Origin of the sequence: Gelidibacter sp. (genome assembly GCF_039916245.1) — a bacterium.
Taxonomy (GTDB): domain Bacteria; phylum Bacteroidota; class Bacteroidia; order Flavobacteriales; family Flavobacteriaceae; genus Gelidibacter.
In genome coordinates this window covers 1-3,579 of the sequence record NZ_JBDSLS010000211.1, presented here as the reverse complement: position 1 = coordinate 3,579, position 3,579 = coordinate 1, and the positions used below count along the sequence as shown (strand labels likewise).

The 3,579-nt window shown below is 40.6% G+C and carries 2 protein-coding genes; one reads left to right on the top strand and one right to left on the bottom strand.

The window, feature by feature from the left end; all coding sequences use genetic code 11:
* Positions 1 to 929 (top strand): ATP phosphoribosyltransferase regulatory subunit (locus tag ABIQ28_RS11195; RefSeq protein ID WP_348037304.1); only part of this gene is annotated, 929 nt, incomplete at its 5' end.
* Positions 930 to 1,571: 642 nt separating this feature from the next.
* On the opposite strand, the gene ABIQ28_RS11190 is transcribed toward ABIQ28_RS11195, so the two are convergent.
* On the bottom strand, positions 1,572 to 3,579 hold a 2,008-nt coding region (locus tag ABIQ28_RS11190; protein ID WP_348037302.1), incomplete at its 5' end, for a T9SS type A sorting domain-containing protein.

Genomic DNA, 3,579 nt, shown 5'->3' with positions numbered 1-3,579 from the left:
ATGTGGTAGGATCCACATCGTTATGGCAGGAAGTGGAATTTGTCCAATTATATGATGCGGTATTCACCGCCTTAAAATTGGAAGGCGTGACCATCAAAATCAATAACCGCAAAATTTTATCGGGAATAGCTGAAGTGATTGGCGCACAGGATAAATTGATCGACTTTACCGTGGCATTGGATAAATTGGATAAAATAGGCGAGGAGAAGGTCAAGGAAGAAATGTTGGGCAAAGGAATTCCGCAGTCTGGTATTGATAAATTACAACCATTATTTAGCTTATCAGGAACTTTTGAAAAACAGATTGAACAGTTAAAAACAATCTTATCCACTTCAGAACAAGGAATGAAAGGCATCGAAGAATTGGAGTTTATCGATAAAGCGATTTCAGAATTGAAGTTGGAAACGGCAAGTTTACAATTGGACGTAACCTTGGCCCGCGGACTCAACTACTATACTGGAGCCATTTATGAAGTATCTGCTCCAAAAGGTGTCGAGATGGGTTCCATTGGCGGCGGTGGACGATATGACGATCTCACCGGCATTTTTGGATTAAAAGATGTGAGTGGCGTAGGCATTAGTTTTGGTTTGGATCGTATTTATTTGGTGTTGGAAGCCTTGAATTTATTTCCTGAAACCATTACCAATACGGTAAAAGCCTTGTTCATTAATTTTGGAGATGCAGAAGCTATGGCGAGTATGAAAGCCATTAAAGAACTTAGAAAACATGGCATCAATGCCGAATTATTTCCAGATCATAAAAAAACGATCCGACAGTTTAATTATGCCAACAAACGCAATATTCCAAATGTGGTGCTAGTGGGCGAATCAGAATTGAAAACCCAAACTTATACGTTGAAGAATATGGCTTCAGGCGATCAGCAATCGGTGGATTTGGAGACCTTGGTGGGGTTGATGGCGGAATCTTAAAGAATCGACTGCTGAGTTGTATCGCGAGGAAAGCTCGTAGCACGAAGTTTGAAGCGCGAAGCTCGCTAGGACTTTAAATTCTTTCTAAATCTAAAAGATTCCTTCCCTTTGGAAGGGAAGGTGTCTTCAATTCCAGAAGAGGAATTGAAGCCGGAAGGGTTGTAAATTACAAAATCTGTAAAGTTTTAACTCAAAGATAAAAACCACCTCACCCGCCTGTCGGCAGACAGATCTTCTACTTTTTTTCTGAAGCAGAATCCACTCCTCCTTCATTTCGACAGGCTCAATGACCAGGGAGGAGAATTTAGGTTCATAAGAATGATTGTAAAAACCTCTCAGGTTTCCAAAACCTGAGAGGTTTGACGGCTTATTTAAATAACTGACCCACGTTGCGGATATTGATGATTTTCAAAACACATATTCAGGTAGGAAGCTGGAAGCATTAAGTTTGTAGCATGAAGTTGCGTAGAGAGATTGATGAGTAATTCGTGAGCATGAACTTGAAACATGCCGCTAAAAAATCAGTGCAAATCCGCCGTATCCGCGTTATGCGCGTTCCATAAAACCCGCCGTTCCAAAAAAATCGCCTATTCTAATTAAAGAGTAGACGATTGATATTAGTTGGTTGGTTAAACCTATGTATTATTGAATTACAACTTTTTTGCTATAACTATTTGTGCTAGTTTCTACTTGAATAATATAATTCCCTGCAGTAAGATCCTTAACTGGAATTTTAAATTCTTGCGAATAATGAGTGTCGGACATGTTCCAAGTTTTGACCGATTGCCCCAGCATATTGATTAGGTACACTTGGCGAACTTCAATACTTGCAGGTGTCTGTACGTAGATCTCAGCTGTTTTTTGTAGATACTTTACATTGACATCCTTAAATTCTTGATCAATGGTTGACAAAGTGGAGTTTGTTGTAAACACAATAGAAAAACGATCCGAATACTGGCCAGATAGCATTGGCATTTGGAAGCTTGTGTTATTGATTTTGGTATAGGTATCCATTTCAGCATCATGAACAAAAACATCAATGGGCGCCTCAAAATTCTCTAGACCTGTTAAAGAAAGTTCAACATTTCCAGCAGTTTTTAATGACATATCCAAAGGGTATTTTTTGTTGACATCAAATGCCCCAACGCCTTGGATCACAAACTTTTTTCCTTCAATAGCGAAAGAAAGGTCACTAGGGAAGTCATCACTATTCACGCCGTCATAACCATAATCAATACCATCAGTAGCCGCATCATCAGGCGTAAAACCTAGCAATAAATATCTGATGGCGCCTTCAGGTGTTTTGAATTCCAAACGCAAACGTTGGATGTCATTGGCATTAGAAGCTGTACCTCGTTTTTGAACCACATCAGAACCATTTTCGGGAGTCCTTAAAAATACAGATTGTCCGTCTTTTTCTTTAACAAATTTACGTTGGCCATTGTTAAATTCGATTATACCGCCTATATCATTGACTTCCACATAAAATCCTTGTCCTACAGGAATATAGCGACCTGGGATTTTTTTGGCGTTGCCTGGACCAGCATTCACTGATCCTGCTACGGAACCTACTGGAGGTACTGCAGCAGGTACTGTGCCCGTAATGACAGAGTAGGAGTAGCGTCCTTGGTATTCCTTAACTAAATGGGTCTTACCCTCAGGCGATTGTTCCCAAAAAAGTAGCGCGCTTCCAGGTTTAAGGACATTTTTGTTGTCGATCATAAACTGAACGGCATCAATGGCTGATGGATAAGGGTTGCCGACAATGACCGCTTGGTTTGGTCCGCCAACAGGAATGTGAATGGTTCCATTATTGGGTTGGCCCTTAAAAGTGTAATTTTTATCTGGTGCATTATAGGCACTGCCACCTTTCATCGTAAATCCAAGGCCAACCTGGACCTCTGATTTTTCATTAATACGCTTCCATACATCATAATTATTTGCACCGCCCTTATAGGTGTATAGCCATCGAGTACTTATGGACACAGGTGAAGTTGGAATAAAAGTATGGGGTGCAATCCAAGTAATTTGTTTATCAGCATCACCATCATATAGAACACTTTCCAAGCTAAAGGTTCTAGAGCCTGCAGACCCAGCAGTACTTACGGGGCTTCCCCAATAGTTATAATTGAACATATTCCCCGTGCCTTGTTGGTCGCGCATCAAAATACCTGTACCTGTGCCAAGAACACTGTTTTCTTTTTGAATGAGTTGCGATTCGCCCACCAATTCCAAAATAGCGCCTTTACTGATGTTGAGATATTCTGAAACCTCTAAGCTTTGCCCGTCCTTTGAATCGCGGTTTTTAATAGTCAATCTTTTGGAGTCAATCAAAAGTCCAGATACTTTGATGTCCTGACCTGTTGCAGTTATATTATGGGCAATCTTTACAATATTCCAATCTACATTGGTATTGCCATCAATACCCTTGGAGTTGGGTGCTTGTTGAACATCTCCATTTTTCCAGGTTTTATTCTTGGACCAATCGCCGTCTTCTGCTGTGGTATAAGGTAGTGGTGCAGATTCAAGTTGCATCGTTTTCATTCCGGTCAATATGCCAACTTTGCCCAATCCTGAATTGTCAGCCAACTTCCCCGCAGAAATATCAATCCCTTGATTCATTCGGTAATAGCCTTCTAAGTCGTTCCAT